General features: G+C 60.0%; 26 protein-coding genes. 10 read left to right on the plus strand and 16 right to left on the minus strand.

Translation table 11 applies throughout. The features are described from left to right. Nucleotides 1–22: 22 nt before the first annotated feature. The 7 genes from fhuB to ACFFSY_RS26250 form a co-directional block, all read right to left on the minus strand. Nucleotides 23–2128 (minus strand): Fe(3+)-hydroxamate ABC transporter permease FhuB, encoded by a 2106-nt coding sequence (fhuB, locus tag ACFFSY_RS26220; RefSeq protein ID WP_377499729.1) that lies wholly within the window; start codon nucleotides 2126–2128, stop codon nucleotides 23–25. Beyond that, nucleotides 2128–3186: an ABC transporter substrate-binding protein gene (locus tag ACFFSY_RS26225; protein WP_377499731.1), complete on the minus strand. Its 1059-nt coding sequence runs from the start codon at nucleotides 3184–3186 to the stop codon at nucleotides 2128–2130. The genes fhuB and ACFFSY_RS26225 overlap by 1 nt, the downstream gene beginning before the upstream one ends. A gap of 367 nt (nucleotides 3187–3553) precedes the next feature. Beyond that, nucleotides 3554–3802: a hypothetical protein gene (locus ACFFSY_RS26230; RefSeq protein WP_377499733.1), complete on the minus strand. Its 249-nt coding sequence runs from the start codon at nucleotides 3800–3802 to the stop codon at nucleotides 3554–3556. 465 nt (nucleotides 3803–4267) lie between these two features. Beyond that, on the minus strand, nucleotides 4268–6145 hold the full coding sequence (locus ACFFSY_RS26235) for a hypothetical protein (protein ID WP_377499735.1): 1878 nt from the start codon (nucleotides 6143–6145) through the stop codon (nucleotides 4268–4270). After that, a complete protein-coding gene (locus ACFFSY_RS26240) occupies nucleotides 6142–6504 on the minus strand; it encodes a hypothetical protein (RefSeq protein ID WP_377499737.1) in 363 nt (120 codons plus the stop codon). Before ACFFSY_RS26240 ends, ACFFSY_RS26235 begins: the two co-directional genes overlap by 4 nt. Before the next feature lie 77 nt (nucleotides 6505–6581). Next, the gene (locus tag ACFFSY_RS26245) at nucleotides 6582–7118 is read right to left on the minus strand and encodes a nucleoside deaminase (protein WP_377499739.1); all 537 of its coding nucleotides are present in this window, start codon (nucleotides 7116–7118) and stop codon (nucleotides 6582–6584) included. 65 nt (nucleotides 7119–7183) lie between these two features. Beyond that, nucleotides 7184–7954 carry a MerR family DNA-binding transcriptional regulator gene (locus ACFFSY_RS26250; protein WP_377499803.1) on the minus strand — a complete coding sequence of 257 codons (771 nt, stop codon included), beginning with the start codon at nucleotides 7952–7954 and terminating at the stop codon, nucleotides 7184–7186. Nucleotides 7955–8345: 391 nt separating this feature from the next. Between ACFFSY_RS26250 and ACFFSY_RS26255 the strand changes: the two genes are divergently transcribed. After that, nucleotides 8346–8852: a DUF6022 family protein gene (locus tag ACFFSY_RS26255; protein ID WP_377499741.1), complete on the plus strand. Its 507-nt coding sequence runs from the start codon at nucleotides 8346–8348 to the stop codon at nucleotides 8850–8852. 216 nt (nucleotides 8853–9068) lie between these two features. Beyond that, a complete protein-coding gene (locus ACFFSY_RS26260) occupies nucleotides 9069–9308 on the plus strand; it encodes a thioredoxin family protein (RefSeq protein ID WP_377499743.1) in 240 nt (79 codons plus the stop codon). Nucleotides 9309–9360: 52 nt separating this feature from the next. Here the strand turns inward: ACFFSY_RS26260 and ACFFSY_RS26265 are convergent, their stop codons facing one another. Further along, nucleotides 9361–10266 (minus strand): LysR family transcriptional regulator, encoded by a 906-nt coding sequence (locus tag ACFFSY_RS26265; protein WP_377499745.1) that lies wholly within the window; start codon nucleotides 10264–10266, stop codon nucleotides 9361–9363. Nucleotides 10267–10486: 220 nt separating this feature from the next. Between ACFFSY_RS26265 and ACFFSY_RS26270 the strand changes: the two genes are divergently transcribed. The 3 genes from ACFFSY_RS26270 (at nucleotide 10487) to ACFFSY_RS26280 (ending at nucleotide 12879) form a co-directional block, all read left to right on the plus strand. Further along, on the plus strand, nucleotides 10487–10999 hold the full coding sequence (locus ACFFSY_RS26270) for a MarR family winged helix-turn-helix transcriptional regulator (RefSeq protein ID WP_377499747.1): 513 nt from the start codon (nucleotides 10487–10489) through the stop codon (nucleotides 10997–10999). Continuing rightward, nucleotides 10980–12095: an alpha/beta fold hydrolase gene (locus ACFFSY_RS26275; RefSeq protein WP_377499749.1), complete on the plus strand. Its 1116-nt coding sequence runs from the start codon at nucleotides 10980–10982 to the stop codon at nucleotides 12093–12095. The genes ACFFSY_RS26270 and ACFFSY_RS26275 overlap by 20 nt, the downstream gene beginning before the upstream one ends. Before the next feature lie 220 nt (nucleotides 12096–12315). Next, nucleotides 12316–12879 carry an NAD(P)H-dependent oxidoreductase gene (locus ACFFSY_RS26280; RefSeq protein WP_377499751.1) on the plus strand — a complete coding sequence of 188 codons (564 nt, stop codon included), beginning with the start codon at nucleotides 12316–12318 and terminating at the stop codon, nucleotides 12877–12879. A gap of 5 nt (nucleotides 12880–12884) precedes the next feature. On the opposite strand, the gene ACFFSY_RS26285 is transcribed toward ACFFSY_RS26280, so the two are convergent. Beyond that, on the minus strand, nucleotides 12885–13223 hold the full coding sequence (locus tag ACFFSY_RS26285; RefSeq protein ID WP_377499805.1) for a winged helix-turn-helix transcriptional regulator: 339 nt from the start codon (nucleotides 13221–13223) through the stop codon (nucleotides 12885–12887). A 364-nt stretch (nucleotides 13224–13587) separates the two neighbouring features. Between ACFFSY_RS26285 and ACFFSY_RS26290 the strand changes: the two genes are divergently transcribed. Genes ACFFSY_RS26290 through ACFFSY_RS26300 form a run of 3 tightly spaced genes read left to right on the plus strand, consistent with a single transcriptional unit; the run spans nucleotide 13588 to nucleotide 15445 of the window. After that, nucleotides 13588–14385, plus strand: a complete 798-nt coding sequence (locus tag ACFFSY_RS26290) for a PhzF family protein (RefSeq protein ID WP_377499753.1) — start codon at nucleotides 13588–13590, stop codon at nucleotides 14383–14385. Next, nucleotides 14385–15119: an AzlC family ABC transporter permease gene (locus tag ACFFSY_RS26295; protein ID WP_377499755.1), complete on the plus strand. Its 735-nt coding sequence runs from the start codon at nucleotides 14385–14387 to the stop codon at nucleotides 15117–15119. The genes ACFFSY_RS26290 and ACFFSY_RS26295 overlap by 1 nt, the downstream gene beginning before the upstream one ends. Next, on the plus strand, nucleotides 15110–15445 hold the full coding sequence (locus ACFFSY_RS26300) for a branched-chain amino acid transport AzlD family protein (protein ID WP_377499757.1): 336 nt from the start codon (nucleotides 15110–15112) through the stop codon (nucleotides 15443–15445). The genes ACFFSY_RS26295 and ACFFSY_RS26300 overlap by 10 nt, the downstream gene beginning before the upstream one ends. A gap of 60 nt (nucleotides 15446–15505) precedes the next feature. Here ACFFSY_RS26300 and ACFFSY_RS26305 read toward each other — a convergent pair whose 3' ends face one another. From ACFFSY_RS26305 to ACFFSY_RS26330, 6 genes are all read right to left on the minus strand, one after another. Then, a complete protein-coding gene (locus ACFFSY_RS26305; protein ID WP_377499759.1) occupies nucleotides 15506–16864 on the minus strand; it encodes an LLM class flavin-dependent oxidoreductase in 1359 nt (452 codons plus the stop codon). A gap of 240 nt (nucleotides 16865–17104) precedes the next feature. Beyond that, complete coding sequence (locus ACFFSY_RS26310; RefSeq protein WP_377499761.1) at nucleotides 17105–17692, minus strand: TetR/AcrR family transcriptional regulator; 588 nt, start codon at nucleotides 17690–17692, stop codon at nucleotides 17105–17107. A 213-nt stretch (nucleotides 17693–17905) separates the two neighbouring features. After that, nucleotides 17906–19000 (minus strand): carbohydrate ABC transporter permease, encoded by a 1095-nt coding sequence (locus ACFFSY_RS26315; protein ID WP_377499763.1) that lies wholly within the window; start codon nucleotides 18998–19000, stop codon nucleotides 17906–17908. Nucleotide 19001: 1 nt separating this feature from the next. Further along, nucleotides 19002–20084, minus strand: a complete 1083-nt coding sequence (locus tag ACFFSY_RS26320; protein ID WP_377499765.1) for a carbohydrate ABC transporter permease — start codon at nucleotides 20082–20084, stop codon at nucleotides 19002–19004. Nucleotides 20085–20162: 78 nt separating this feature from the next. Continuing rightward, the gene (locus ACFFSY_RS26325) at nucleotides 20163–21557 is read right to left on the minus strand and encodes an ABC transporter substrate-binding protein (protein ID WP_377499807.1); all 1395 of its coding nucleotides are present in this window, start codon (nucleotides 21555–21557) and stop codon (nucleotides 20163–20165) included. A gap of 372 nt (nucleotides 21558–21929) precedes the next feature. Next, nucleotides 21930–22934 carry a LacI family DNA-binding transcriptional regulator gene (locus ACFFSY_RS26330; RefSeq protein ID WP_377499767.1) on the minus strand — a complete coding sequence of 335 codons (1005 nt, stop codon included), beginning with the start codon at nucleotides 22932–22934 and terminating at the stop codon, nucleotides 21930–21932. Nucleotides 22935–23322: 388 nt separating this feature from the next. Here ACFFSY_RS26330 and ACFFSY_RS26335 point away from each other — a divergent pair, with 388 nt between their 5' ends. Next, the gene (locus ACFFSY_RS26335) at nucleotides 23323–23712 is read left to right on the plus strand and encodes a VOC family protein (RefSeq protein ID WP_377499769.1); all 390 of its coding nucleotides are present in this window, start codon (nucleotides 23323–23325) and stop codon (nucleotides 23710–23712) included. A 14-nt stretch (nucleotides 23713–23726) separates the two neighbouring features. After that, nucleotides 23727–24566 (plus strand): phosphotransferase family protein, encoded by an 840-nt coding sequence (locus ACFFSY_RS26340; protein ID WP_377499771.1) that lies wholly within the window; start codon nucleotides 23727–23729, stop codon nucleotides 24564–24566. Nucleotides 24567–24779: 213 nt separating this feature from the next. Here ACFFSY_RS26340 and ACFFSY_RS26345 read toward each other — a convergent pair whose 3' ends face one another. Beyond that, nucleotides 24780–25211 (minus strand): hypothetical protein, encoded by a 432-nt coding sequence (locus ACFFSY_RS26345; RefSeq protein ID WP_377499773.1) that lies wholly within the window; start codon nucleotides 25209–25211, stop codon nucleotides 24780–24782. Between the last annotated feature and the right edge of the window lie 19 nt (nucleotides 25212–25230).

The following is a 25230-nucleotide window of genomic DNA, read 5'->3' on the forward strand; positions in this document are numbered from 1 at the left end:
ATTGAGAGGAGCTTTCTTATAGTTATTTTGCCGTACGGGATTTGAACATCAGGAAGATCAAATAAGGCGCGCCGATTAACGCGACGACGATGCCGGAGGGAATCTCGCGCGGCGACAGCATGATGCGGCCGATCCAGTCGGCAGCCACCAGCAGTATCGCGCCGAGCAGCGAGGACAAGACCATAAGCCGTCTATGGTTCGAGCCGACCAGCATGCGCGCGGCATGCGGCGCGAGCAGCCCGATGAAGCCGACGGCGCCGACCGCGGCCACCGCCGCAGAGGCAAGCACGACGGCCAGCAGCGTTACGAGCAGCCGGGTTCGGCGGACCGGCAGGCCGAGTCCGGTCGAGCTGTCGTCTTGGAAGGACAGCAGGTCCACCTTGCGCCCCATCCACCAGGCGATTGGGAGCAGGACAAGGGCGAACGGGAGGACTTGCGCGAATTCCGGCCAGCTGCGCGCATACGTGCTGCCGGCCAGCCATGTCAGCGCGGGGGCCAACGTCAATTTGGCGTAGACGACGAGAATGTTGATTAGCGCCGTTCCGGATGCGGCGACCGCGATCCCGACGAGCGTCAGCACAGTCGGGCTTAATCCTCTCCGCCAAGCGGCAGCGTATACGATAACAGCCGCGGCGATCCCGCCAATGAACGCGCCGACCGGGACCCAGCCGGCTGGGAGCTGCGGGAATGCGACGAGCAGCAGCATCGCGCCGACGCCCGCGCCGCTCGAGACGCCGACGATTTGGGGATCGGCGAGCGGATTCCTTACCGCGCTCTGCATGAGCGCTCCGCTGGCCGCCAAGATCATGCCGACTACGCCAGCGGTGAGCAGCCTCGGCAGCCGAAGTTCAAGCAGCACCTTCTCGTGAAGTTTCGTCCCGTTGCCGGATAACGTCGCGAGCACTTCGCTCACGGACAGATGCAGCGTGCCGTTCATCAGCGCCGCGATGCTGATCGCGACGAGCAGCAGCGTTAATACAATCACAAGCGGTACGAAAGGCAGGCGCCTGCCGATTGTGCCGACATTCATCGACGAACGGCCTTCCGGCGGGGACGCGGCGGCCGCGTTCTTCGACGCTTGAAGCGCAAGCCATATAATCCATGGTCCCCCGATGAACGCCGTCACCGCCCCTGCAGGCAGCTCGCCGACCGCGCTGGCCGCGAAGCCGCGGGCGACCGTGTCCGCGCCGACGAGGATCGCCGCTCCCCATATCGCGCTGACCGGCAGCAGCAGTACATGGGCGCGCATACCGGAGAGCTTGACGATATGAGGCGCGAGCAGGCCGATGAACCCGATCGGCCCGACGACGCTGACGCTGACGCACGCCAGCACGATGCTGACGCTCATGGCGAACATGCGAGTGCGGCCTACATGCTGGCCGAGCGAGCGGGCGCTCTCCTCGCCGAAGGCGAGCAGGTCCAGGTGGCGAGACGCGAGAAGGACGGCCGCAATGCCGCCCAGTACCCACGGCCAGACGAATCGGACGCCGCTCCAGTCGTTCTGGTTCAAGCTGCCGGAGCCCCACACGAACAGACCTTGCGTATCCTGCTCGAACAGCATCATTAGCGCGCTCGTCACCGACGACAGCACAAGAGTAATAATCATCCCCGACAAGGCGATCCGGATCGGCGTCCCTTTGCGTCCGCCGCCCATGCCGAAGACGGCAAGCGCGGCCGCGGCGCCGCCTAGCACGGCGAACAGGAAGGCGTATTGGTGCAGCATGCCCGGCCAGAAGATCGTGCCGATGACGACGACCAGGAAGGCGCCGGCATTGACGCCAAGCGTCGTCTCCGAGGCAAGCGGATTGCGCGTGACGGACTGCATAAGCGAGCCGGCTACGGCAAGCGCGGCGCCGGACAGCAGCCCCATGACCGTACGCGGCAGCCGAACGCCGTTAATAGCGCGATGCTCGGGCGTATCTGTCGGCCAGAAGAGCGCATCGACGACAGTCGAAGGCGACAATGCTTTCATACCCTGCGTCAAGCTTAAGAAGGTCAATGCGATCAGCAGCAGGCTCCCTCCGACAAGCATCGCGAACGGCATCCAGCCCTTCGCACGCGAGGTGCGACGGGCTGGAAATTCGTTCGACGGAGAGGGAGCGGTTACCCGTTCCTCCGCCAGCTTCATTATTGACCTGTCAGCACGCTGACGGCGCGCTCAGCGAGCAGCTTCGCGGAGTGAGGACCGCCGTACGGCCATGTGTCGCCGCCGAGCGCATAGACGCGGTTTTCTTTGACAAAGTTCAGACCGGTCCAGACCGCGTTCTTCTCCAGCACGCCCAAGACGTTGTCTTCGTTCGTAATGTGCAGATAGTTCGCGTCCGTCACTTGCTGCAAGAGCTCAACGCCGCCCTGCGAGTAGCCGTATACTTCGAATTGCGCCGGCTTGAACGTATTCTTCAGTCCGATCTGCTCCAGCACTTTAATGGCGAGGGCATTATCCGTCGAGACGCGGAACGTCACCGCGTTCTGATCGACCCATGGCATCGTCAGCGCAATCGGTGCGCCTTCCTTACCGGCGGCTGCAAGCTTCGCCTTGCCGTCGTCGTACGCTTGCTGCAGGTCGGCAAGCACCTTGTCGGCTTCAGCCTTTTTGCCTACGACGTCCGCAATGGTCTTGAACGTCTCGATCATCTCTTGGTACTGGTCGCCTTGACCTTCGGCCGGATACGGATCGAACAGCAGCGTCGGCGCGATCGCGTTCAGCTGATCGTACGTCGCTTCGTGGCGGAACTTCACGCCGATGATCAGATCCGGTTCGAGCGCCGCGATCGTCTCCAGATTCGGCTCTTGGCGCGTACCGACGTCGGTTACGTCAGCCGAGAGCGCCGTCGGCGGGGACACCCATTTTTTCATATTCTCAATATCCGCTACGCCAGCAGGCTGCACGCCGACCATCAGCAGATCTTCCGCGTATGTCCATTCGAGCACGACAATCTTCTGCGGCACGCCCGTGATCGGCAGTTCTCCGAGCGCATGCTTGATGCTGCGCGTCTCGCCCGCCGTCTCGGTTGCCTGTTCGTTCGTACCGGAGTTCGTCGAAGCCGCATTATTCGCGCTGTTCGTGCCGCCACCATTCTCACCGCTCGTGGTGCTCGTATTGTTCGCATTATTCCCGCAAGCCGTCGCAAGGACGAGCACGATGGCGAATACGACGAATAACGCTGACTTTCTTAATCCTGACACAGTTAGTTCCCCCTAATTGCTTAGAATCGACTTCCATTGAGACAAGAACGAGTTATTATTGATAATGATTCTCAACCTCAATTGTGATCAATGATAATCGTTCTCATCATCGGTGTCAATGTAAAAATAGGCAATCCGATCGGGCATGACTGCAACTGCATCGAATCTCCTACGTGAGAGAGGAAAGGCACCGTTCGCACTGCGGTCGTGCCTATGACTCTAGCCATATACGCGACAAAGGCCGGTTTCGAAAATCGAAACCAGCTCATTGATGTACCTCTATTCGCGTCGATAACTTATACGAAGCTCGCCCTTAACGCCGCGTCTTGGCTTACGCGCAAGCGATCGGAGCGTTCATTTTGATGCCCTACGTATCCGCTCGATTGGCGGAGCATGGATCGTCAAATCCCCCGTTCCCGGATAACCAGCTAATCGCGCTCGGGAACAGCATCTGCCAGGTTGTCTCATGATGCCGTCCGCCAGGGACAATATCAAATCGAACGCCGCTGGTCGCCACTCCCGCCTCCAGGAGCGTCCGATAGACTTGTTCTGCCTGTTCGCGCGCGATCCGGTTGTTGGCTGGATCGTCAACCTCCTGCTCTCCGATGCGCTCCATTGCAGCGCGCAACCTGACAGTTATTCAATCCGGCAAGATGGCGAGTTAATGGCGTGTTTACAGGATCTCTCAAGAGGATCAAATAAGCCTATCGAATAGCGATAGACTTCTGATATACTGGAAACGCACGACAGACTTGGGTGGGACAGGCAGCCTCCGGCAAGGAGGTGCATGCCTATGACGTTTACGTTCGAAGAAGTGATGTTGCTCGGGATGTTCGTTCTCGCGTTGCTCACTTACCTTAGCGGCAAACGAAAATAACCCGCCCAGGTTAGCGCCACGGTGACGGGTTATTTCTCTCTGGTTCTATTCGGAGGATTCTCATCCAAGTGTCGTGCAGGGAGAGCGTTGGCCGCGCTCTCCTGTTTGTTATTTATAATCATACAATGTGCATTTAATACACGCAAGGCAATTTGAAACATTTAGCCCCGGCTCCCAGCACTTCCAGAAAACGGTACCTCCAATTTACTCCACCTTAATGGCAATCAGCGAACCATCCGCAGACTCTTCGTACACGATCGGCAGCGTACCGTTCGGGAACGGCACCTCGATCCGGTAGATGCGGCGATTCACATCGCCGCCGGTCTGCTCCTGCAGCGGATATGCATTCTGCTCGCCCGCTTTCGTAATGAACGGCAGCGTCTCCTCCACGCTCGCGCCTTGGTAAAGCCGTCTCAGTTCGGCGGTCCAGCCTGACGCATCCCGCTCCGGCGCACTCACGGTCACGCCTCGTTGACGCATCATCCCGAGCAGCTCGGCAACCATCCGACCGTCGCCTTGCTGAAGCGCGGCCGCAAGCAGCAGGTATCCCCGCTCGGTCTTCGGCATGAGGTTGATTCGGTTTCGAGCGGCCATTAGCTCGAAGACGTCATCCGTCCGGCGCTCGTCGGAGAACCAATAGACCTTTACATTTTGCGGATTGGAGGTGCTCGTCCCCGGGAGGATGTACCGCCCGTCTTCGGACATGCGGAAAAGCAGCGGTTCGTCCATCCCCTGCTGATATTGCAGCAAGGAAATATCTCGTCCGTCTCCGCTCACCGTGATATGGAACGAGAACGGTTGGATCGGGCTCGCTTTACCCGGCATGAGGGCGATATGGCCGCCGTTCATGCTCGAGTAATACGGCGTGCCGTTGCTAGCGGTATCCCGTACGAGATGGTACAGCAGCTTGCTCTCGCGCTGGACTGGCCGCATCTCTGCCGTCGTTCCCATGCCAACGCGGGTATGCACCAGCTCGTCGACCGACCACCGGATATCGGCAATCCCCCGAAGTTCCTTCGGTCCGTCCCCATTCCTCAAATCCGGCAGCCGCATCGCGATCTCCAGATCCCCGCTCTCCCACAGATAGGTCGTGTACTGTTGGTCCGACGCGTAGAAGGCATCGGAAAAATTCGTCCCGTAGGCGATCCCCGCCATCCGTTCTTTGCCGCCGAAATCTAATGCGTTCAGGTGCTGTCCGGACGAAGCGAATACGCCTGCCGCGACTAATGCCAGCGCGAGCGCAGCCCATCCATAGGCGGCACTTCGACGTTCCTTCTTCTCCGGCAAAGGCAGCATCGGCACCGGTTCCCCCTCCGCTCGCAGCCGGGCATCCAAGTTTCGCATAAGGGCGGCGATCAGCAGTGTGCCGCCTCCCCCATAGACCAGCAGAGGAATCGCGTAACCCCAAGGCTGCGGCAAGGCCCGGAAGAGACTAAGGATGACGGTGAACAACAGCGCGCCGAGCGCGAGCGGCAGCCATTCCCCCACATAACGGCGCAGCGTACGCGGCGATTTGGCCAGCGCGTGACCGAGCGGCAGCTCCTGCAGGACGGCCAAATAAGGTGCAAGCGCGAAGAGCAGCATTGCCAGCATCATCAGTAAACCAAGCGGGAAGAAGGCCATCGCGAACATCACAACGAGTAAACCTGTAGCGGTCTGCATGCCCGCAAAGCCCACCATCACGGGGAAGTATCGGCGTCCGCATGCGACAAGCGATACGTGCCGGCCTTGGATATGAGCTTTCAAACCGCCGAGATACATGCCCCGAACGAAACTCTGCAGTACGATCAGCGCGATCGCGCAGAGAATCGAAACAATGCCCCAAGTCGCCGGCCCGGGTTCGAGCAGCGTATAAGGGACCTTCAAGTCCGCCAGCGTCGGCATGTACATCGGCACGGTCGCGTTAATGCCGGTCGTCTGCCCCGCAGCGCCTGCCGCTTGGCCGGCTGTAACGGCGGCTTGGGAATAAGGAAATACGGAGAAGCCCGCATAAATGCCCAGGCCGATTACCGCCGACACGAGCACCTCGAACGCAAGCACGAGCACAATTAACCGCAGATAGGCCTCCGAGAACCTCCTCATCCGCGACCGTCTGCCGTTCTGATAGCCCGAAACCTCGCCTCGGCGACTGCGACGAACGGATAAAGCGCGATCAGCGCCACCGTCCAATAGATCGACATTCGGAACGCAGCGGCAAACAAGGACTGCGACCAGCCGTCTTCGCCAATGATCCAATAGGCGACCGGATTCGAGATGCCGATTCCGTCGTTCGCTTCGGGGATAAGGCTTTGCGTATAATTTTGAGCCAGACATGCTACCGCCAACAGGGCAAGACCTGCCGCAAGCGCGATTCCTTTCGAGAAGGGATTCCCTACGCCCGCTCTTCGAAGTCCAAGAATGAACCCGGAGATGATAAACAAGCTAACCGTCCAATAGACCATGCGTTTCGATGCCTCCTGTAAGTCTTTTCCTATTCGGACGCAACTCGGACGTTTGATGTTGCACGCCCCCTTGCCGCTCATGTCCAGCTTCGAGCATTCGCTACGCCGACGGTCAAAGGCTTCCATTCGTCTTCCGGCAGCCCCCGGCTGGTGCACCACTTCGCCATCATGGCGCGCTGGCGGTTCTCCAGCTCCAAATAGGGCGCGGCCACATAAGTGATCGTGTCGAAGCGTTCGATGAAATGCGGCCCTTGCTTCATCCTGCGGATCGCGCCGACCCTGTCGTCGTTCGCCGCCCACACGACGCGTTTGATCCCCGACATCAAGATGGTGCACGCGCACATCGGACACGGCTCGCACGTCGAGTACAGCGTATATTCATTCGGGACAATTCGCCGCGCGGACATACTTATGAGAAGGCTGCCAGCCCCTCGAATGGCATCCACCTCCGCATGCGCAGTACAATCGCCCTCGGAAAACACCCGATTCCGCCCCCGGCTGACGATCTGTCCCCGCCCGTCCGCGATGACCGCTCCGATCGGATAGGTGCCTTCCTTCTCCGCTTGCTCTGCTTCCTCGAACGCCAGCAGCAAATGCCGAAACAATTCGCCCATGGTATCGCCTCCTATGGACAGAATAGCATCTTCCTGATACTAATTACATAATTTTCTATTTATGTTCATTTATCGTCTCGTTCTGCGGTCTTCTCCATCAAACGCCTTTCCCACACCGGAAAGTCGTTCAGCCCTTCCGGCCGCGTCGTCCGTATGAGCCGGTATAGGAAGCTCACGCCCCGCATCTGCGCCTGATTCAGCTTGTTCATATGCGCCATGGCATCCGCCGCGATGCGCAATGCCTGCCGTCCGTCCGCCTCGGCCGACGCCGCTTCGGCGACGGCTTGCCTGAGCATGACCGTATCCGCCGAATAGACGGTATTGCGCAGCACGCCCAGCAGCCGCATCAGCTGCAGATCTGATGGGCCGTATAGTCGGTAGCCATTGTCCGGATCCCGCTCCGCCGCCAGTAGTCCTGCCTTCTCCCAATAGCGGATGGCCGACTTAGGCACCTTGACCCGCACCGACGCCTGTTGAAGCGTCAGCCGCTCGCTGCGTCCCGCCTGCTGCGGGTCTCGCTCCTCGTTCATCAGGTCCGCGATCAGCGCTTCTAATCGACGCTTCTGCTCATACAGCGCCAGCTCCCGCTCTTTGACGAACCATAGCGCCTCGTCCAGCTTGTCCTCGCGAAGCAGCCGCAGCGCCTCGGCCGTCATCTCGATGCTGAAGGCGGGCGCCATCGCCTGAATGCAGGCCAAATAGGCCGCGTGCTCTTCCGTATAGCTGCGGTAGCCATTCGCGGATCGGATCGACGGCGGGATGAGCCCTTTGGCTTCGTAATTGCGCAAGGTGCTCGGACTAATGCCGAATCTGGCGGCCATTCTCGTTGGATGCATGCCCACGTTCCGTGTCCCCCTTCATTTGACCAACATTAGCTTTATTACAAGGTTTATCACAATAGATTCAGTATTTCTAGCTATACTTTTCGCAAAACCTTACAATTTGCAACCATGTTATACAATGAGTGGGCAGTAGAAAATTAGCTGAATGCTGCTTCCACTATCGTGGATGCAAACCAATTAGCACTGGCTGAATGCTGCTCCCCCTAGCGTGGGCGCAAACCAATCAGCACTGGCTAAATGCTGCTTCCACTATCGTGGATGCAAACCAATTAGCACTGGCTGAATGCTGCTCCCCCTAGCGTGGGCGCAAACCAATCAGCACTGGCTAAATGCTGCTTCCACTATCGTGGGCGCAAACCAATTAGCACTTAGGAGGCGAAAATGAATGAAAAACGAGTATCCGACTTTCCGACAAGGCACGACGATCGAGGAGATTTGCGAAGCGGGCAACCAGTACATCGCGGGTGAGTGGAAAAGGCTGTACGAGGAAATGCACGAGGAATTGATGGAGGCGTTCCGGACGATCGAGGACGCGGCATACGGCATGTATCTGGACCGCTTGATGCCAGCGGTATTCGACGGTCTGATCGAAGCGGGATTTCATGTAATGGAGCCATTGCGTGAAGACGATTTCGTCATCGGCCAATGTTTGGTCTTCCGCAGCTCCATGGAAAAATGGGGCGACGAGGACAATCGCTCGCGCGTCTTCTGGAACGTCATCCGCGACGGGCAAGGCGAGCCGGTCGGCACGCTGCTGACCGATATTCCCCACTCGCATCTGAAGTTCGAAATCCCTACCAGTCCGAAGCTGTACGCGCTGCGGGAGTACGGCCGGGAGCAGATCTCTGCGGGCATCAGACGCGTGAAGGGCGAGGGTGGTCGAGAAGACTAAGCCGCCAACCAGCCTAGGCCGCGGTCCATCTTTCGGCTGTGGCCGATCGCTAGAGGACGCTTCCGTTCAAGGCCTAACCGAACGCTTCGAACGATAGGCAATACCTATCATTTCGATATGATAATCATAATTGATGGCAGTAACGCAACCGGGTAACATCAGTAGTGCAAGGGCCGTGCACGACCCGAACCTTAATCTTTACGAGGAGTGATTCGAATGTCGAAAGCCGTCTTCTATCATGCTGGCTGCCCCGTCTGCGTGGATGCCGAGCAAACCGTTCTGAACTACCTGGATACCGCAAAAGTTAACGTAGAGGTCGTCCACCTCGGCGCCGACCGCGACCGCATCGCCGAAGCCGAGCTGGCGGGCGTGCGGTCCGTGCCCGCACTGCTGCTCGAAGGGAACGTGTATCACATCAACTACGGCGCGAGCCTGGAGGATGTTAAGAAGAGCTAAGCCAACGAAGGCGCCCGCGGCGGATTCCGCTCAACGGGCGCCTCTTGCCTATTCACGTACCACTCCGCTCCTTGACTGCCGCGTTCAGCTCGTGGATGAACGCCCGGCTGGCCGCGCACAGATGCTTGTGCTTCCGGTAGATGAGCGCGATCTCCGTCGTGAGCGCGGCGCCTTCCACCGGAATGGCGCGAATGGCCGCGCCGTCGCTCGACCGAATAGCCGACGCCGGCACCATCGAAATGCCTAGCCCCGTCGCGACCAGACGCAGCACCGCTTCCGTCGACGTCGTCTCCAATACCGGCCTTGGCTCGAAGCCAAGCTTGACGCACGCCTCGACCAGCAGTTGACGCAGCACATAAGAAGCCGGGAACAGAATAGCCGGCGTATCTTGAAGCGCCTCGAGCGGCAGCGCCTGGCGATCCGTCAAAGGGTGGCCAAGCGGCACGACGAACACCAGCTCCTCGCGGTAGAGCGGAATCGTCTCGAACGCCTCCATGTCTTCAGCCATTCCGGCGCGCATGATGATGCCAAGATCCAACTCATTCCGGATCAAGAGATCGACGATATCGCTTGTCCTCGCGGCTTGCACCGACAGCTCGATCGTGGGGTAGCGCGCATGAAATTTGGCAAGCGCGGGAGGCAGCAGATCGCTTGCGGCCGCCTGCAGGGCGCCGATTTTGAGCGCCCCTCGCTTAAGTCCCTGCAGCTCCCCGATCGCCGCTCTCGCTTGGGCCAGCTCGTGGAAGACGTGAAGCGCATGCGTCTGCAGCAAGCCCCCGGCCTCCGTGAGCGCGATTTTCTTGCCGATGCGATCGAAGAGCGGCGTCCCCATCTCATGCTCGAGCAGTCGAATTTGCTGGCTCAGCGAAGGCTGGGCGATACCAAGCTTCTCCGCGGCGCGCGTGAAATGCAGCTCCCTGCAGATCGCGAGGAAATATTCCAGCTGTCTCAGCTCCATTGTCTCTTCCCCTCTCCGGCGAACCTCATGATGCGGGATTACTATCCCCGCCTTCCTGCTTCCGCAAAACCGAACTACTGCCACTATACCAAATTGCGGCTTTGTCTACCGCCCCATTCGTTCCCAGCGCCTGAGGCCGCCCTCGGACCGTTGCCCGAGTCAGCCTTCGCTGTTATGCTAATTAGACAGGATCATGTCTATTTATCGGGAGATAGGTGCTATGCGTGACGATAAGCCGTTAACTTTACTCCATCAAACATATGCCGCCTTATTAGCCTCCGCCCACGGCTTGCAGGCCAGAGGCGACCGGTACGTCGACGCGCTCACCTCCAGACAGCTGATGGCGCTCCTCGTTATTGATAATATCGGCGATGGCCAAGCCACGATCAACGCGGTCGCCCGTGCGCTGAATACGACGAAGCAGAGCATGCGGCAGCTGATTGCCAAGCTGGAGGCAGGCGGCCTGGTCCGTCTGCTGCCTGCTGCGCATGACCGTAGAGCCGTCAATCTCGTCATAACGGAGCGCGGCCGCGCCCTAATGGAAGCCAACGGCGACAATAGCGCCCGTTTCCTGCACGATGCATTCGAAGCGTTATCGCGGGAGGAGACGGAACGGCTGCTGGAACTGCTGACCATGCTGCGTCCCGGCGATACCGAAGGCGACGGACAAGCCCGTTCTTCGTTGAATGCGGCGACGGATCGGAGGTCGGATCATGATCCTGCGGCTGTTTAGCCTGCTGCTGTCCGTCCTATCGCCATGGCTCGCGGTGGCGTCGGTCGTAATCCTAGGTGCATTCAGCTATCGGGCGCGGCTGCGGCGCCGTCTGGCTCATGCACACCGCATCGCCCTGGAGCGCGGGATCGACGAGGAGCTTATGCTCGAACTTGGCGGATTGCGCCAATATGTGAATATTCGCGGGCACGACGTCCGCAATCCGGTCATCCTTTATCTCCACGGCGGACCCGGAGGGCCGTTCACGCCCGTCATGCACAAATATCAATTCGGTTGGGAGCGCGACTATACCGTCGTCAACTGGGATCAGCGCAATGCCGGGCGTACCTATTTGCTGAACAAAGCGCAAGCCGAGCAAGTACGGGAGACGTTGACGGCAGACAGGCTCATTGAAGACGCGCGCGAGCTCGTCCTCTATTTGCGGGAGCGGTTCGGGCAGGAGAAGATCATCATTATGGGGCATTCCTGGGGGAGCGTGCTGGGGAGCATGTTCGCGCAGCGCTATCCGGCATGGACCCGCGCCTTCGTCAGCATCGCGCAGGTCGTGCAGCTCCACGACGGCGCCGCGCGGATGGCGGAGGATGTCCGTCAGCTCGCGTTGTCGCGTGGAGCCGAGCGTGATGCGGCGGCTGCAGAACGGCTGGCGGATCGGCTGCGGCGCGATTTCAAGACGACCGAGCAGACGACGGCCAAGCTGCATAAGCTCGCAGCCAAGCATCATCCCTACAAGCCGGACCCGCTCCTGTTCCTGAAAGCCGGCAGCGTGTCTCCGACGTTCTCGTTTAAGCAGCTTGTCTACTTCGCCCGCAGAGATAGGCTCCAAGCGCCGCTGACCGACTTCTTAAGCACGTTCGACCTGCGAACGCGCAGCCCCGTTTACGAAGTGCCGGTGATTGTCATGCTGGGGGAGTACGACATGCCTTACCGGAAGCCGATGGAGTCCTGCTACCCGTCGATCCAAGCCCCGCTTAAGCAGCTGCACGTGATCGAAGGGGCCGGACACGACGTTATGCTGGAGCAGCCGGAAGAGTTCGAACGGGCACTGCGGGAGGCGCTGAGCGACATCTTGCAAGCGGAGCCGAAACGAAGTGTATAGAGCGTCCAAAAGCAGCCGAATCGGCTGCTTTTTTTGGCATTGACTATGCAAGATTCATGCGGTGCGAATGTCTCGTTAAGCCAGATCCAAGATCGTACCGAGGTCAGACTGACGCTTACCTTTACGATAGTACCTGTTCCAAAAGTGCGTACTTCCCATGTCGCCGCGCCAACCGTATACTCAGAAATCGAAATGATGCATGTTGAAGGAGGGCAACCGCATGAACACGCTTGTCATTGTCGCACATCCCAATCTAGACACATCCGTCGTGAATAAGCGATGGGTCGAAGAGCTTCGCAAATTTCCGGACAAATACACGGTGCACGACCTGCACCAGACTTATCCCGATGGCGTCATCGACGTGGAGCGCGAGCAGCGATTGATCGAATCGCACGGCAATCTGGTGCTGCAATTCCCAATCTATTGGTTCAATTGCCCGCCGCTCCTGAAGAAGTGGCTCGACGACGTATTGACGTACGGATGGGCGTACGGCTCGAACGGCGGCGACAAGCTGCTCGGCCGTAAATCGGCGCTGGCCGTCTCGGCCGGCATCAAAAAGGCGGATTACAGCGCGGATGGCAGGTATCGCTATACGCTTGGGCAGCTATTGGCCCCGTTCGAATTGACGTTCCGCTACTGCCAGGCGGATTACCGGTCATACTTCGCGTATTACGGTACGGAAGGCGAACCGGGCGAGAACGTGCCGGGGCAAGAGACCGAACCGGCCTCGAGCGTATTGGACAGGAGCGCGCTGCAATATCTGCATTTTATCGACAATCTGTAATTCGTTCAGAAGGAACCGTTCCGCTCGCCCCACTCGCACATCCGGTCGAGCAGCGGCATGAGGGAGCGTCCTCGTTCCGTTAAGGAATATTCCACCTTTGGAGGCACCTGCGGGAATTCCTCGCGCCGGACCAGCCCGTCGGCCTCCATCTCTTTCAACATAACGCTGAGCGTCTTGAAGGTGATGGTGCCAATTCCCCGCGCAAGCTCGTTGAACCGCATCACCTTATGCTCCGACAGCCAATACAGAATGATCATTTTATACTTGCCGCCGAGGACGGACAACGTGTATCCGAAGCCCGTATCGCGAAGCTTCGCGCCGGTCGGCACGCAGGTATCGTCCATCATTCGCGTGCTCTTCTGCCCCTCGCCATCACTTGCTCCCACTGCGCTTGCATTCAGCTCCAATGTCTCTCCCCCCTACAGATATAAACAACGCGATTAATTCACCCGGAAGACGAGGCGCTCCCCTGTTTGGTTGCCGTCTCCCCATTGCCTGCCGATTCTCGTAAAAACTCTCGCCAGCGTCCTATCATCTTACCTTTTATTGGGAAGGGAAGGAAGAGCGCGGCAAGAGGTCGAGCATCCGCCAACCTTGCCGCGGCGAAAAACGGTCTGTCCTGCAATTATCGCGTTGAACCGCTAAGCCGCCATTGCTACAATGACACATAGACAACCGATAGCCAACACACAAGGAAGGTGCATGACCATGAAATATTATGTCGTCGACGCATTCGCGGACCGCGTGTTCGAAGGGAATCCCGCGGGCGTCATCGTCACGGACGCTCCACTGCCAGATAGCCTCATGCAGAGCATCGCAGGCGAAAATAACCTCTCCGAGACGGCCTTCGCAATCCCGGAGGGCGACGATTACCGTCTGCGCTGGTTCACGCCAGGCGGCGAGATTGACCTCTGCGGCCATGCGACGCTTGCGACCGCTTTCGTGATTGCGAACTTCCGCGAGCCTGGCGCGGAGACGATCCGGTTCCGGACGCTGAGCGGCGAGCTTGTCGTCCGGCGCATTGGCGATCTGTATGAGTTGAATTTTCCGAGCCGCATGCCGGCCGCTCATCCGTTCGCCGCTTCGATGGCCGACGCGCTCGGCATCACGCCGCGCGAAACTTACTTGAGCCGCGATCTCATGTTCGTGCTGGAGTCGGAGGCCGATGTCGCGAATCTAACGCCGGATCTCGCCAAACTCGCCGCGCTGCCGGATGGGCTCGGCGTGCTCGTGACGGCCCCAAGCGCGGAAGGGAAGCCATACGACTTCGTCTCCCGCGCCTTCTTCCCGAAGCTGAAGGTGCCGGAGGATCCCGTCTGCGGATCGGCGCACTGCAGCTTCGTGCCTTACTGGTCGGAACGATTGGGCAAACGCAAGCTCACGGCCCGCCAAGTATCCGCGCGAGGGGGAACGCTCTATTGCGAAGACCTTGGCGAGCGGGTGAGCATTAGCGGACGGGCGGTGCTCTACGCCACCGCGGAGCTTCACGTCGGGGTAGAAGACTGATGGCCACGGAACACGCGTCAACCGCACAGCCCAGACTGGTTGGGGGCGCACGCGATTTCCGCCAAGGGATGAAGGACTGCCTGCCTACGCTGCCGGGGTATCTGAGCATTGGCCTAGCGGCCGGCGTTATCCAGACGACGGCCGGACTCAGCCTGATGGAGATCACGCTGTTCTGCCTGCTGCTGTACGCGGGATCCGCGCAGTTCATGGCCGTCGGCATGCTCGTCTCCGGCAGCTCGGTCGCGGGCATCGTCATTAGCGCGTTCTTCGTGAATCTGCGCTATCTGCTGCTCAGCGCGGCGCTGTCCCCGTATTTCCGCCATCTGACGCCGCTTCGGAACTTGTTCGTCGGCGCGCTCGTCAGCGACGAGACGTTCGGCGTCGCGATCAGCAAAGCGTCGGACGGCAGGCCGATCAGCGAGCGGTGGATGCACGGACTGAACCTGACGGCTTATCTATTCTGGTGGCTCGCCAATATCGCGGGCGCCATGCTCGGCCAGTGGATCGCCGATCCGGAGCGCTTCGGTCTGGATTTCGCGCTGCCGGCGATGTTCATCTCGCTCCTCGTCCTAACGATACTCGGCCGCAACCAGATCCGGACGGATATCATCGTCGCCGTCATTGCCGTCGCCGTCGCTACCTTAAGCTTCTTCTTCCTCTCCGGCAGCCTCGCGGTCATCGCCGCGACCCTCATCGCCTCGACGGCGGGATTGGCGGTGGAACGATGGAAGTAAGATGGGACGTCTTCCTGGCAATATTCGGCGCGTCGCTCGTCACGGTACTGCCGCGCGTCGTGCCCCTCATGCTGCTCAGCCGGCTGAGCCTGCCTGTGTGGCTGACGAGATGGCTGCATTACGTGCCCGTCTCGGTCATGGCGGCGCTGGTCGGACAGGCACTGTTCTTCCCGGAAGGCGAGGGCGTCGGCCTGAGCGGCAATCTAGCGCTCTACACGGCGATTCCGTCCTTCCTGGTTGCCATCAAGACGCGCAGCATACTGGCGACCGTATCGACGGGTATTGTGGTGCTGATGCTGCTGCGGCTGCTCTTCCCTGCCTTATAATCAGCGCAACGACAAAGCGGAGCCGGCCCCATCGGGGCCGGCTCCGCTTTGCTTATTCCCTTATCGCGAGGTCGCGCCCGCCGCTGCCGCCGGATGAACCGGTCTAGCCAATCCAAGCCGGTCCCGCAGCGTCGCACCCTCGTATTCCGTCCGGAAGATGCCCCGCCGCTGCAGTTCCGGCACGACGAATTCGACGAAATCGTCGAGCCCCCCGGGAAAATACGGCGGCATGATATTAAAGCCGTCGCACGCGCCGCCGAGCAGCCATTCCTCCATCGTATCCGCGATTTGCGCCGGCGTCCCGACGACCTCGAGATGTCCCCGCGCGCCGGAGATTCGCTGGTATAACTGGCGGATCGTCAACCCTTCGCGCTCGCCGAGCTCCTTCACGAGCTGGAAGCGGCTGCGCCCGGCGTTCACCGCTTCCGCCTGCGGAAGGTCCGGCAGAGGACCGTCGACGTCGCAGCCGGTCAGATCGCGGTCGACGAGCGCCGAGAGCAGCGTCACGCCCGCCTCGACCGGAACGAGCGCGTCGAGGCGCGCCTTTTTGTCCCGCGCCTCCTCCTCCGTCCGTCCGATGACCGGGAACAGGCCGGGCATGATTATGAGCGAATCCGCCGCGCGGCCGTACTTGGCCAGACGTCCTTTCACATCCGCGTAGAACGTCCGCGCTTCCGGAAGCGTCGGCCAGGCGGTGAAGATCACTTCCGCCGTCTTGGCGGCCAGCTCCTTGCCCGCTTCGGACGCGCCGGCCTGGATGATGACGGGATGCCCCTGCACGGGCCGGGAGACGTTAAGCGGACCCTTGACGGAGAACCACTCGCCGTGATGATGGAGCGGGTGCGCCTTGCTCCGGTCCGCATACTTCGCGTTCTCCTTGTCGTATAGGAACGCGTCGTCCTCCCAGCTGTCCCACAGACCTGTCGCCACGCGCACGAATTCTTCCGCCCGCTCGTAGCGCTTCTCGTGCAGCAAGTGGCTGCCTTGGCTGAAATTATGCGCCTCCTCGTCGTACTTGGAGGTAACCACGTTCCAAGCCGCTCGCCCGCCGCTCAGATGGTCAAGCGTCGCGAACTTGCGCGCGACGTGGAACGGCTCGTTATACGTCGTCGAAGCCGTCGCGGCCAAACCGACATGCGAGGTGACGGACGCAAGCGCGGACAGCAGCGTGAGCGGCTCCGGCCGGGCGGAGACGATCTGCTCGATCGCGGCCGGATATCGGTTTGAGACCGAATAGCTGTCCGCCAGGAAGATCAGATCGAACCTTCCTCGCTCGGCGGTCTGCGCGAGCCGCTTATAGAGCCCGAGGTCCATCACGGAAGCCGACTCCGCTTCCGGGTACCGCCAAGCGGCGATATGATGACCGGGGATGAGGAAGAATGCGCCCAGCTTGAGCTGGGGAATGCTTGTTGCGGCCATGTTAACCATCAGTTCCTTTCCTTCTTGGTTCGCAATTAGCCCGATAACCGCGCATATGCAAAGAGACCGCACGACGGAACCCGGGCGTAGAAAGCCCGAATCTCCGGTCGTCCGGTCGATTCGAATCGCGTATCGTTTTTCGGATTCACAGAATGACTGTTTAGTCAAATTGTGAGATGCACAAATCGTATCAGTTTCCCCTCGCATTTGTCAATCGTCGCGAATGCAATCGCGCACGGCTTACGGCGCGATCATCCGCAGCAGCAGGTTGATGGTCTCCTCGCTCGGCGGCGCGTACCCCCTCGTCTCGTGGAGCATCAGATTCTGGATGAGCGTCGCGAACAGCGTCGCCAGTTGGACCGGATCGCCCGACATGACGCTGCCATCCCGCTGCCCCGCCTCGATCAGCTTCACGAGCAGCTTCCGGTTCGCCAGTCCCCGCTCGCGGATGGCCGTTTTCTGTTCCTCGTCCAACAAATCTGTGAATATGGCCTGCAGCAGCACCATGTAACTATCCGCGCTGCTCTCCCGGGACAACGCGCTTGCCGCGATGAAGCGGAACTTGTCCGCCGCCGGCCCCTCCATCGCGAGCGCCGCGCGCAAGTTCTCGCCGTACGCCTCCTGGCCGCGCTGTATGACCGCCATCAAAATGTCTTCCTTCGACTTGAAATAGCCATACACATGGCCGTGGCTGCGGCCCGCTTCGGCGGCGATATCGTCGATCTTCGTTAACAGCCCTCGGCGGGCGAAAACGCCGGCGGCCGCGTCGAGAATTTGCCTGCGGCGTTCTTCGCGCGCCTGTTGGTCGCGCAATGGATTACGTGGCAATGGTGAAACCTCCCGCGTACGTATATGGTCTAGCCCGTTCTTTCTTCCAGTGTAACAGAGGGGAACGACGCCGAACTACAGCGGAGTGTTAGCATTTCGGCCGGGCGGGATGGCACGTTTCAACGCAAACAACGCCGCTTCGCGGGATCGGAGCCTCGCGAAGCGGCGTTGTCACGTCTTGATAATCTGGTTTGGCGACACGAATCCCTACCCTTACCCCTTCACCGAACCGCCGAGCAATCCGCGCACGAAATACTTCTGCAGCGCGAAGAATACGGCGAGCGGCGTCAGCATCGAGATGAACGCGGCCGCGGTGAGCAGGTGCCAGTCGTTGCCGCGCGAGCCGACCAGGTTCGCGATCTTCATCGACATCACCTGCACCTCCGGCTGGCTGCCGAGGAAGATGAGCGACACCAGATAGTCGTTCCACACCCACAGGAACTGGAAAATGCTGATCGATGCAAGCGCCGGCACGGTGAGCGGCAGGATGAGTCGGCTGAAGATCGTGAAATTCGTCGCGCCGTCCATGAACGCCGATTCGAACAAGTCCTTCGGCAGCTGGCTGATCGCGTTGTACATGAAATACGTGATGAGCGGCAGGCCGAACGCGGCATGCGCGAGCCAGATGCCGGCATACGTGCCGTTCAGGCCGAGCGACGTATAATCCTTCAAAATCGGGATGAGCGCCACCTGAATCGGCACGACGAGCAGCGCGATGATGATGACGAAGATCGAGCGCCTTCCCGGGAAGCGCAGCCACGCGAACGCGTACGCCGCGAAGGAAGCGATCAAGATAGGGATGACCGTCGCGGGCACGGTGACGGCCATCGTGTTCCAGAACGACTGCCCCATGCCGCTGCCCTTCTCCGTCTTCGTGCCGCCGTCCGGCAGCGCGATTTTGTACTCCTTGCCGCCGAGCACGGCTTCGTAGTTCTGCGTCGTGAAGTTGGTGATCGCGCCCCAATGCTTCTCCTGCACGTTAAGGAGACGGGCGCGGCGATTCTCCCAAATATACCGCTCGTCGCCAACGGTGATGCCGGCGCGCAGCTGGTCGTCCGTGTACGTCTTACCATTAACGTCGATCGGCTCCCGCAGGTCGGTATCCTTCGGCAGCGTCAGCTGCTCCACCGTCTGCCATTCCCGGTGCGGCAGCACGTTCCACCAGCCGGATTGCAGGATGTCCGCCGCCGGCCGGAACGAGGAGACGAGCAGCCCGATCGTCGGGATCGACCAGACGAGGCAGATGACCGCAAGGACGGTGTTGACGAGCCACTTCGATTTCTTCAGCTTGCTTCTGCGTTTGGCCATCCTAGAATCCACCTTCCTTGCGGAACTGGCGCAGGTTGACGATGATGACCGGGATAACCGCGATCAGCAGCACGATGGCGAGCGTCGAGCCGTAGCCCGTGTTCTGATACATGAACAGCTGGCGGTAGAACTGCGTCGCCACGACGTCCGTCTCGTACTGGCCGCCTGTCATGATCATGACGACGTCGAAAATTTTCAGCGTGAACACGATGATCGTCGTCGTGACCGACAGCACCGTGCCGGAGATCGTCGGGATCATGATTTTGAAGAAAATCGTCCATTCGTTCGCGCCGTCGACGCGCGCCGCCTCCAGCATATCCTCCGGAATGCTCTTGATCGCCGCGGAGAAAATGACCATCGCGAAGCCGGTCTGCATCCAAACGAGGATGGCGATGAGGAACAGATTGTTCCACGGCTGGATCATGCTGAGCCACGCCTGCGGTTCGCCCCCAAGGGCAACGACGATCGCGTTCAGCAGGCCAATCTGCTCCTGCTCCGGCTGGTAGTAGTAGATGAATTTCCAGATAACGCCCGCCGCGACGAACGAGATCGCCATCGGCATGAAGATAATCGCCTTCGCCACCCGCTCGAAGCTGCTGCGGTCCGCCAGAATGGCGATTAATAGGCCGAAGCCGACGCACAGGAAAGTGCCGAACACGACCCACAGCAAGTTATTTCGCAGCGCGGTGACCAGCAGCCGGTCGGTGAACACGGCCGCGAAGTTGGCGAAACCGACGAACTCCGTCGAATTCGCGTTCATAAAGCTCAAGTACAGCGTTCTTACCGTCGGCAGGACGAGCAGCCAGCCGAGAAGCAGCGCCGCCGGCCCGACGAACACGAAAGGCAATAGTCTCCGCTTCCATTGGTCGGGATACTGCTCGACCAGCCAGTTGAACGAGTAGTAAATGCTGTAGATCCCGAGTCCGCCCCATAGTACGGCCAGTACCGCGTTCGCGACCGGCGGCAGCCCGGAATCCCGAAAGAACAGGAAGATTAACCAATGCACGCCGATATTCAGAACGGGTACAAGAACGGACAGCAACAGCAAGCGCAGAGCATTGCCTTTTCCAGCTCTAAGTTCCATCCGACTTTCCTCCTCACGTCATAGAAAAAGAGACGTACGCGCCGCGTCAGGCGCGCGCACGCCTCCAGCTTGCCTAAGTTATTTCCAGCCGGCCTGGATTTCCTCCATGGCCTTATCCAAATCGACCGTGCCGCTGACGTAGTCCGTCATGCCCTTCCAGAACGTGCCCGCGCCCACCGCGCCAGGCATCAGGTCGGAGCCGTCGAAGCGGATCGTCTTCGCGGAAGAGAGGAATTCCGCCATGCGCTTCTCTTGATCGTTCGCGTACCACGACGGATCCGCGCCGTTCATCGGCGCCGTCACGCCGCCGGACTGAATCCACGTCTTCAGCGAGTCGGCCGTCGTGAAGAATTCCATGACCGCGCGCACTTCCGGACGATCGTTGAACATCGCGTAGATGTCGCCCGAGATGAGCGCCGGCTGGCCGTATTGCGCATCGATCGGAGGCAGCGGGAACCAATCGAAGCTATCCGCGCTCAGACCTTCCGGGAAGAACGAGGTAATAAAGCCCGCTTGGCGGTGCAGCCATGCTTTCGGCGGGTTGTCGAACAGCGGCTTCACGGCGTCGCCGAACGACGTCGTGGCGATCGATTTGCGTCCGCCGTAGACGTAGTCGTCGTTGAACCAGATGTCGGACATTTTCTGAACCGCGTTCTTGACGATCGGATCGGTGAACGGCAGCTCGCCGCTAACCCACTTGTCGTAGTTCTCCGGCGTCGTCGTGCGCAGCATGATGTCCTCGATCCAGTCCGTCGCCGGCCAGCCGGTCGCCGTGCCGCTCTCGATGCCGATGCTCCAAGCCGGGTCGCCGTCTTTGGCGATTTGGTCGGACAGCGCCATCATTTCGTCCCACGTCGTCGGCACCTTGTAGCCCGCTTCGTCGAACGCTTTCTTGTTGTACCAGACGAGGCTTTTCACGCTGCTGCGCGCCCAGACGCCTCCGTAGACGTCGCCGGAAGGTCCCGGCATCGTCGCCATGTCCAGCCAGCTCTGATTATATTGCTTCTTCAAGTATTCGTCCGTCAGGAACGACTTCACGTCGATCACCTTGCCGTCCTTGACGAAGCCCTTCAGCAGGCCCGGTTGCGGGAAGTCCGCGATGTCCGGCGCGTTGCCGCCGTTCACGCGCACGGAGATCGTCGCCTCGAACTCCTTGGACCCTTCGTACGCGATGTCGATGCCCGTTTTATCCTCGAATTCCTTGATCGACGCGTTGAACTTCTGCTCGTCGGCGTCCGTAAACGGACCGAACATCGTTACCTTCGTTCCTTTATAATCGCCGTTCAGCGCCTTGGCCACGTAAGAATCGCCCGCCGCCGTATCCGGAGTTGTCGTATTCGTCCCGCCTTGGTTCGCCGTGTTGGTCGCGTTCGTGCTTTCGCCGCCCGTATTCCCCGTATTGTTGCCTGTCTCGTTGTTGTTGCCGCCGCAGGCGCTAAGCGCCGCCGACAGCGCGAGAATCGTGCCGAACATCACCAATGCGCTCTTTTTCTTCGTTTTCAAAAGACCTCAACCCTTTCCGAATGGTTGCTTGTATGGCGCTAACGGAATGCTGATGAATTAAATTGCCCGAATGCGTCCGCATCACCTCCCCAAATGGTGCGTGTTTAGGTTGTATACTGGATAAGCCTATCGGGAAGCGGCGCTCTTCTGAAAAGCTTTTCAGAGAAGGTGAAAAGAAGACCCGTCCGCGGGCGAATTCTTGCTATCGCGCTTGCAGGCGGCAGGAGTGCCGCCTGCAAGCGCCGGCCGCCAACCCGGCTTTCTCTTGCGAGACTGCGGCTTCCCGGTCGTTCGGCCATAACGCGGTCATGCGCTGCGTCTTCCGCAATCGTTACCGCAGCCTTAAAGGCGACGGCTCGACTCTCGCACGACCAGCTTGTGAGGCAACTTCTCCCGCAACGTCTCCACGTGTCCCCCAATGGCCAGCTCATGAAGCTTCCGAACCGCGCGGACCCCGATCTCGTAGACCGGCTGGGCGATCGTCGTCAGCTTCGGAATGTACATCCCGGCCATCCGGATATCGTCGAAGCCGACCACCGACAGATCTTCCGGCACGCGTCTGCCATGGTCGCGCAGATAGGAGATCGCCCCCATCGCGAATTCGTCGGAAGCCGCGAAGATAGCCGTCAGCATCGGGTTCGACGCCAGCAGCTCGGCCGTTACGGTGTAAGCGTCTTCGTAACGATGTGCCGCATACGCGACAGGCGCTTCTTCGGCGGGCATGCCACGCTCGCGGAGCGCGCGCCGGAAGCCTTCCATTCGCGGCCACCCGGAGATCGTGTCCGCCGGCGGGAAGCTGATCATGCCGATATGGGAGTGTCCCGAATCGAGCAAGTAGGATACCGCTTCGAAAGCGGCCTGCTCGTCGTCGATATCGATCGACGGAATGTCGTAATCCGGCGCGTTCGTCGAGGCGAGCACGATCGGCATTCGGTAGCGCTGCATCTCCTCGAAATATTCGAGGTGGAGCGCGTCGCTCGCGAAGACGATCCCGTCGACCTGCTTCTCGTAGAAGCTCTGGATGTAGGCGATCAGCCGGTCCTTGTCTCTGTCCGTGTTGCAGATCATAAGACTATGTCCGAGCCGTACCGCCTCGTCCTGCATGCCTCTCAGCAGGCCGGCGTAATACGGATTCTCGATATCCGGGATCATGACGCCGAGCGTACCCGACTTCTTGTAGATCAGCCCGCGGGCGAAGCCATTCGGCTGATATTGCAACAGGTCGATCGCCTCCTGCACGCGCAGCCGCTTCTGCTCGGTCACCGTCTCCGGCGCGTTCATGACTCGGGACACGGTGCTGATCGAGACGCCTGCCGTTCTTGCCACGTCGTGTATGGTCGGTTTCATGCGTCCAAACGTCCTCTTGGTTTAGGATGAAGTAAGCCGGGCAAGCTGTTGAAAAGCTTTTCTGAAAAGGTTTTCTGTAAGCCCTTACATTTTGTATTATAACCAGCTCCACTCGTTTTGACAACCATTTCTTCGGGCGGATTGTCCGGGTGACAACATAATCAATTACCACGCCGGGCATATCGCGTTAAATCGGTGGCCTCATCCCTGTCCAATCTTGAATTTATACTCAGCAGCGTCAGTGACAGCATACGGCTACGTCCTGCAGGCGAAACGCCACCTACATTAGCGACCGCCAAGCAACTCCTTCTTTACAACCGAACAAACATTCGCTAAACTAAAACTGGATTATTTTGTAACTTCCATCTTCTTATAGAGGAGAGATTCCATGTCCATCCCTTCTGCTCGCGACAATTCCCTAGCCGTCCAACCGGTGGTCGGCTCCGTTCTCGTCAAAACTTCCGACATGGCCCGTTCCGTCGCCTGGTACTGTACATTGCTGGGTCGGTCCGTTCCGGAAGCGCCTTACCCGCCCATCGTCTCCATCCCGCTCGAGAATACGATATTGCTGCTCGACTCGATCGGAGACGGTCCCGCAGAGCCCTCCCCGCACGCGCTGTTCGCGTTCGACTCGGTCGATATCGACCGTAGTCTGGAGCACTTGCGCCAACTCGGCGTTCGAATCGTCGGCGAAGACATCGAACGTTTCCCTGACGTGGCGTTCATCACCGTTCAGGACCCAGACGGGCATTTGCTTATGGTCGTCCAATCGTTCTAACAGGAGGGGCCATTATGCTGGGAGCCCGCATTGCGGAAGGATCGAGCTGCGAGGTGTACGAATGGGGCGGCCCGGACAAGATCGTTAAGCTGTTCCACGCGGATACGCCCCCGCACGCGGTGGAGCTTGAGTACGGCAATAACAAAGCAGTGTGGGAATGCGGTCTGCCGGTCGCAAGGCCGTACGAGCGCGTGACTTGGGAAGGACGCGACGGCATCGTGTTCGAACGGATCGACGGGGATACGCTCGTCAGCCGGCTGTTCGCCAAACTGCATCGCCAAGAGGCGATGGACAATGAGCTGCGTCTGCTCGCGGACGTGCTGCACCGGATTCACCGAACGACGCATGTCGGCGTCGTCACCGATCAGAAGACGAATTTGAAGGGGATTATCGGCCGACCTGCGAGTCTGACGACCGACGAAATCGCGGCCATCCACGACTATATCGACCGGTTGCCCGCGAAGCGCCAGCTGTGCCAGGGCGACGCGAATCCGAACAATCTTCTCCTACGGGACGAGGACGGCCAAGCGGTCATGATCGACTGGATGCACGCTTCGCTCGGCAACCCCGCCGCGGATGTGGCGGAGGTATGCGTCATGCTCGAATTTGCCGTCCTTCCCCCGGAGACGCCGGCGGATGCGAAGCAGCACTTCGAGAAGTCTCGTGAGGCGGCCTGCCGCCTATTCATCGAGGAGTACTGCCGCTTATCGGGCATGACGGAGTCTGAGATCCGCGACTGGTACATCCCGCTCGCCGCGCGTTCCATCGCGTCGGGCGCCATACCGGAGGAGCAGACCGCCCGTCTTGCAGCCATGATCCGGGAGCGGCTGCAAACGACGAAGCGCGATCGGTAGGACCGGGGCGGCTCGTCCGTGCGGCACGATTCGATATCCCTTGCGTCCCAGCCCGAATGCGAGGCCGGTCGGGGCACAGGGGATGGTCGCCGCGATCATCCATCATAGCACGAACAAAGGCAGCCATGGGAGATGCGTTCACGCTATCCCATGGCTGCCTGTTCTGCTTGCTTATGTATCTTCGATGCTCGCTGGCGCAAGCCAGCGCGTCGTTCACTCCGCGAGCGATTGCTGCAGCGCATGAATCTCCCGGTATAGCTGGAGCAGCTCGGTCTCCTTCAACTGAATGAGCAGCGCCAGCTCCTCGATGCGCGCGCGCATGTCGTTCCGGTCTTCGGAGCCGGCGTCCGAGAGCGAGCAGCCGAAGTTCTGGCTCGCCCAGACGGCCGCGGCCGCCCGGCCGTCCGATCTGTAGATTGCCGAGAAGTTCTCGAAGATGGCGTTCATCGTCTGCCTGCGCTCGTAGCTAAGCACGCCCATCCCGTCCTTCGCGTGCGCGACCGCCTGCTGCAGCTGGAAGTCGTTCAACTTGCCCCGCAAGCTCTCGCCCCGATCGATCTCGCGGATTAACGACGTATAGACGGTCTGAAAAAGCTCGGCTTCCGCCCGCATGTCTTCCTGGGTAATGTAGGGGAGGTGTTCCATCGGCCGCCGCCTCCTTGGC

The sequence above is a fragment of the Paenibacillus aurantiacus genome (genome assembly GCF_042431225.1).
Classification (GTDB): domain Bacteria; phylum Bacillota; class Bacilli; order Paenibacillales; family Paenibacillaceae; genus Paenibacillus_Z; species Paenibacillus_Z aurantiacus.